Annotated in this window: 6 protein-coding genes; 1 reads left to right on the top strand and 5 read right to left on the bottom strand. The window is 39.2% G+C overall.

Translation table 11 applies throughout. The features are described 5' to 3' along the window. From AAC037_RS19120 to sppA, 3 genes are all read right to left on the bottom strand, one after another. Positions 1-409, bottom strand: a 409-nt coding sequence (locus AAC037_RS19120) for a class I tRNA ligase family protein (protein ID WP_339904851.1), incomplete at its 3' end; no start/stop codon positions are given. A 122-nt stretch (positions 410-531) separates the two neighbouring features. Beyond that, positions 532-1,428 (bottom strand): endonuclease/exonuclease/phosphatase family protein, encoded by an 897-nt coding sequence (locus tag AAC037_RS19115; protein WP_339904850.1) that lies wholly within the window; start codon positions 1,426-1,428, stop codon positions 532-534. 12 nt (positions 1,429-1,440) lie between these two features. Continuing rightward, positions 1,441-3,201: a signal peptide peptidase SppA gene (gene sppA, locus AAC037_RS19110; protein ID WP_339904848.1), complete on the bottom strand. Its 1,761-nt coding sequence runs from the start codon at positions 3,199-3,201 to the stop codon at positions 1,441-1,443. 78 nt (positions 3,202-3,279) lie between these two features. Here sppA and folK point away from each other — a divergent pair, with 78 nt between their 5' ends. Continuing rightward, entirely contained in the window at positions 3,280-3,765 is a 486-nt protein-coding gene (folK, locus tag AAC037_RS19105; RefSeq protein WP_339904847.1) for a 2-amino-4-hydroxy-6-hydroxymethyldihydropteridine diphosphokinase, read from the top strand. 180 nt (positions 3,766-3,945) lie between these two features. Here the strand turns inward: folK and fabD are convergent, their stop codons facing one another. Together fabD and AAC037_RS19095 are read right to left on the bottom strand one after the other, a co-directional pair. Next, the gene (gene fabD / locus AAC037_RS19100) at positions 3,946-4,824 is read right to left on the bottom strand and encodes an ACP S-malonyltransferase (protein WP_339904845.1); all 879 of its coding nucleotides are present in this window, start codon (positions 4,822-4,824) and stop codon (positions 3,946-3,948) included. Positions 4,825-4,990: 166 nt separating this feature from the next. Beyond that, the coding region (locus tag AAC037_RS19095; RefSeq protein ID WP_339904843.1) for a gliding motility-associated C-terminal domain-containing protein at positions 4,991-5,360 on the bottom strand (370 nt) is incomplete at its 5' end.

Genomic DNA, 5,360 nt, shown 5'->3' with positions numbered 1-5,360 from the left:
AGGAAGCCCCTAGCTTTTTCAGCTGCTCAAGAATAATCCCACCATATTTTTCTTTCCATTCCCATGCATGGGTGAGAAAAGATTCTCGGTTAAGTGATTTTTTTTCTATCCCTTTTTCCTTTAACATGGCCACCACCTTTGCCTCAGTGGCAATAGATGCATGGTCGGTTCCGGGAACCCAACATGCATTTTTACCTTCCATTCTCGCTTTCCTTACAAGGATGTCCTGGATGGTATTGTTAAGCATATGCCCCATGTGGAGTACACCGGTCACATTGGGAGGGGGGATTACAATGGAATAAGGTTCTTTATTGCTGTCCGGTTCAGAATGAAACATTCCATGTTCCATCCAGTATTGGTACCATTTGGATTCAGTATTTGAGGGGGTATATTTGGTAGGTAGTGCCATTTTAAATCATTTTGAGGTGCAAAAATAATACATTAATACTTTTTGGCGCACCTTTATGGAAAGGATTACCAAAAGTTATCCGCTTTTTGCAAATAGAAGAACCTTGAATTGCTGTTAGGTTATTAATTGCCCAGCTGAACTTTTACCATTACCGGAAAGTGATCAGAAGGGTATTTTTTGCCATAATTATCCGATAGGGTTCCGTGGTGAAGCGTTTTTACTTTATCGTTCACAAAAATGTAATCGATTCTCTTATTGGGCAACATGTCCCATTTAAACCCTGTAAAGGTGCCCAATGGCCCATAAGGAGGGAGGGTAGATTCTTTTTTACTGTCTTTCATCAAATTCCCCTTGGTGATTTCATCGTAGGCTGGATTGTCATCCTCAATATTAAAATCTCCCGTAAGGATACAAGGAAGGTTCTCTTTATTGATTGATTTGATTTTTTGAAGCACTAATTTGCTGCTTTCCTCTCTTGCTTTTTGTCCCCTATGATCATAATGAACATTGAAAACATAAAATTCTTGCTCATCTTGGGTTTTGAATTTTGCCCAAGAACAAACCCTATTCAAAGAGGCATCCCATCCTTTAGATGGTTTTTCTGGAGTAGGAGAAAGCCAAAAAGTACTTTGTTCGAGTAAAGTAAATTTTTCGGGATTATAAAATACAGCGCTAAATTCACCTTCTTTTTTTCCTGTATCTCTTCCCACACCTATGTATGGAAAATTCAATTCTTCTTTTACCAATTCAAGCTGGTTGAACAATCCCTCTTGGGTTCCAATGATGTCCATTTCATGGAATTGAATCAAGTTTATTAGATGTGGAGCCCTGTCTTCCCATAGATTTCCCTCATCATTTTGGTTCGCATAGCGTATATTGTAGGTAGCTATATTATAGGTTTCCTGCGCAATTAATGCATGGGTTTGAACCCCAATAAACAAAAGTAGTGCGACTTGAAATTTTAAAACAGGTAGATTGAAAATGGGTGCTTTAAATCCTGAAAACTTGGAAATATTCATTGTTATGTTTAGTTATTTAATTTCTGATTGAAAAGGTAAAAGCACCATGCTGCCTTGCAGCTTTTCGAGTCGTTCAAGCGTTTTAAAAATCTCATAGGATTGGCCCATTTTGATGCGTTGGTAGGTGCTCTCTATATCAGTGCCAAAATCTTCCATAATCTGTTCTAACATGCTTTTTTGTTTGGGGTAAACCACGAGTTTGTAATCCTCCTCTATGCCGGCTTTTTTCGCCGCAATCTCGATGGCATCATCAAAATCTCCCAATACATCTACTAAGCCTTTTTCTTTGGCCATTTTACCAGACCAAACCCTACCACCGGCTATGGCTAGCACTTGCTCTTTGCTCATATTTCTACCTTCAGAAACCCTACTGATAAAAGTATCATAACCTTCTTCTACCTTTTTTTGCATGATGGCTTTTTCTGCTTCTGAAATAGGTTTTGTCGGGTCAAGCAAGTTTGAATATTTGCCTGTTTTGACTTCATCTGTGGTAATACCAAGTTTGTTGTTCAAGAATCCTTTGGCATTGAACCATAAACCAAAAATACCTATAGATCCTGTAATGGTGTTGGGGTAGGCCACAATGGTATCTGCCGGTGCGGCTATATAATAGCCTCCGGACGCAGCATAATTGGACATGGAAGCGATCAATGGTTTTTCTTTTTGGGCTTCAGAAAGCTCCCTCCAAATCACCTCCGAAGCAATGACGGAGCCACCCGGAGAGTTAATTCTTATTACTATGGCCTTCACATCCTCATTTTTCCTGGCTTTCCTAATTTCTTTCAAAAAGCGATCAGAACTAATTTGATCCAAAGCTTCACCTCCCACTATCTCACCATCAGCAATGATAAGTGCTATGGTGTTTTCAGAAAGGCGATTTTTTGCTTTTGCAGTTTGATTGATTCCTGTGATGCCGATGCTATTGATTTCTTTGCTGTCTTCTGATAAGCCCAACTTTTCCTTCAATCGTGTTTTTACCTGATCATCATACCAAAGTCCGTCGACCAATTTGTAGTCAAGCGCATCTTGAGCATTTCTTACCAACATACCATCATTAACCGATCTCATCTTTTCCAGGTCAAGCTGACGACTTTCAGCTACACCCTCTACAAGAACAGTGTTGATGTCATTGAGGTATTGTTTGGTCTGAAGTTGGTTTTCTTCACTCATTTTCTTTAAAATGAATGGTTCAACGGCGCTTTTAAATTCACCTACTCTAAAAATCACAGGTTCAATCTCTAATTTTTCAAATAGACCTTTGAAGAAAACCGGCGCACTTGCCAGACCATTGAATTCAACATCACCTATGGGGTTAACGTAGATTTCATCTGCTACGGAACTAAGAAAATAACCGGCCTCAGTATAGTACTCAGAATAAGAGACAATGAATTTTCCATTATCTTTAAACGTCTTGAGTGCATTTCTAATTTCCAGGATATGGGCTTGCCCCGCCGATAGCATGCCGCTTTCCAGGTATATTCCTTTGATGTCATCATTTTCTGTAGCTGTGCGGATGGCTTTAATTATTTGATTGAGTCCTATAGTGGTAGTATTCCCAAGGTAAGGTAGGGTTGGTAAACCAAGATCATCATCCGGCGCACTTTCTACAATCGGTATACCGTTGAGCTTTATGTGCAGCACTGAATTTTCTTCAATAGTCGCTTGATCCCCACTGGATCCAATAGCGATGATTCCGGCCAATAAAAAGAAGCCTATTACCCAGAAAATTAGCAGTCCAACAATGACGGCCAATACATTGCTCAAAAATTTCATATCTTTGCTCTCTTTTAATAATATTCAAAATTAACCTATTTTTCACAAAACTGTTGGTTTTGATTTAATTAATTCTTTATGCATCAGGTAGCATTGGGCTTAGGAGGAAATATGGGAGATAGGCTTTCTTTGCTCGACAAAGCAAGCAAACTACTCGTCCAAAAAATGAACTTGGAAAAGGCATCTTCAATCTATCATACAGCAGCTTGGGGAGGAAATTCGCAAGGGGCTTATTTAAATCAGGTGCTTGTGTTGAATACGTCTATGAAGGCGGAGGAATGCCTGAATTTTATCCAACAAATAGAAAAACAATTGGGCAGAAAGCGAGAGGTGAAGTGGGGGGATAGAACCATGGATATTGACATTCTCTATTTTGACAATGAAATCATTAATACCGAAAGACTGAAAGTGCCGCACCCTCAAATGACCTTAAGAAACTTTGTGCTGGTGCCCTTGGTCGAAGTCTTACCGGATTATATTCATCCTGAGTTTGGAAAGTCTTCCGTAGAATTAATGCAAGCGTGCGAAGACAAATTGAAAGTGAAGGCTTGGCAGGAGGGCTAAATAAACTTGGTAATTTCAATAAGAAAGCTTACAAATTCTCCTTTTATTTAGTAGGTCGTTTAATGGCTTTTTAGTGCGGATAGGATTGAATCAATATATGGGCTAAAAACCTAAAAACAAAAGCCTATTTCCATCTGTGGAAATAGGCTTTTGTTTCAAATTATTGCTATATAGAAAACACTAATCGAGCGATTTGGTTTCAACTTCTCTATTGATCTTTTTTACCAAGCCTTGCAATACTTTCCCTGGGCCACATTCTATAAATTGGGTAGATCCATCCTTGATCATGTTTTGTACAGACTGGGTCCACTTGACGGGAGCGGTAAGTTGAGCAATTAAATTTGCCTTGATGGCATCAATATCGCTAACTGCAGTGGTACTTACATTTTGATATACCGGACAAATCGGTTCGGAAAAAGTAGTGGCATTGATTGCAGCTTCCAGCTTAAGCTTGGCAGGTTCCATTAGTGGAGAATGGAAAGCGCCTCCCACAGGTAGTGGAAGCGCCCTTTTAGCTCCTGCTTCCTTTAATTGCTCGCAAGCAATTTGTATTCCTTCCAAGCTTCCTGAAATGACCAATTGTCCCGGGCAATTGTAATTCGCTGCTACGACTACTTGCCCTCCAATGGAAGCACAAATTTCTTCTACCTTCTCATCGGCTAGTCCAAGAATGGCAGCCATGGTAGAAGGGTTGATTTCACAAGCCTCTTGCATGGCAAGGGCTCTTTGGTGAACCAATTTTAATGCATCCTCAAATTTTAATGCTTTGTTGGCTACAAGCGCAGAAAATTCCCCTAAGGAATGCCCTGCTACCATGTCAGGGTTAAAGTTAGCGGCTGTTAAAGCGGCTATGGCAGAATGGAGAAATACTGCGGGTTGGGTTACATTGGTTTGTTTTAATTCTTCCTGGGTACCATCAAACATGATATCGGTTATACTAAACCCAAGAATTTCATTGGCCTTTTCAAATAATACTTTGGCTTCTGAACTGCTTTCATAAAGTGACTTTCCCATGCCTGGGAATTGGGCTCCTTGGCCCGGAAACATATAAGCTACCATTGTAATTGGTTCAAATTTAAAATAAAGGCTCAAAGATAAGTAAAAAAATGAGTAGGCTCAATTTTTAGTTATTTGGTCATTATTTTTTAGAAGGAAAGATTATTTTAAAGTGATTAAAGGGTTAGGTCAAGACTTCATTTCTCCTATACCATACATTAAATGTTTATTATTTCATTAGTTGTACTGTTCCTTTAATCTTTTGCTGCCTACGGTTTTCGTCCAAGACATCAAAAAGAATTATGGCTTCATAGTAATAGGTGCCAGAAGGAAGATCATTACCATTTTGGTCTTTACCATCCCAATTGATGAAAATATTGTTCTCTGAAGCTTGAGCACTGTTGTATTCATGTACCAATACACCCCATCTGTTATAGATTTTGATGGCAACCGCTTCTACAAACCTGGGGCACTTGGCATAAGGATTGTCAAAAGCTTGAAAGGTTTCATTTATATTGTCTCCATTTGGGGTAAAAACGTTTGGAAGCTCATAGTATGGACAGTTATCAATACAAACGATATTACTTGGCTCACTTTCA

The organism is uncultured Cyclobacterium sp. (assembly GCF_963976465.1).
Lineage (GTDB): Bacteria > Bacteroidota > Bacteroidia > Cytophagales > Cyclobacteriaceae > Cyclobacterium.
The sequence above is the reverse complement of the archived record's forward strand: the minus strand, read 5'-3'. Positions and strand labels throughout refer to the sequence as shown.

Coding starts and splice junctions, on each gene's coding strand:
- AAC037_RS19115 (WP_339904850.1), bottom strand. CDS start 1,428: ATGAATATTTCCAAGTTTTCAGGATTTAAAGCACCCATTTTCAATCTA.
- sppA (WP_339904848.1), bottom strand. CDS start 3,201: ATGAAATTTTTGAGCAATGTATTGGCCGTCATTGTTGGACTGCTAATT.
- folK (WP_339904847.1), top strand. CDS start 3,280: ATGCATCAGGTAGCATTGGGCTTAGGAGGAAATATGGGAGATAGGCTT.
- fabD (WP_339904845.1), bottom strand. CDS start 4,824: ATGGTAGCTTATATGTTTCCGGGCCAAGGAGCCCAATTCCCAGGCATG.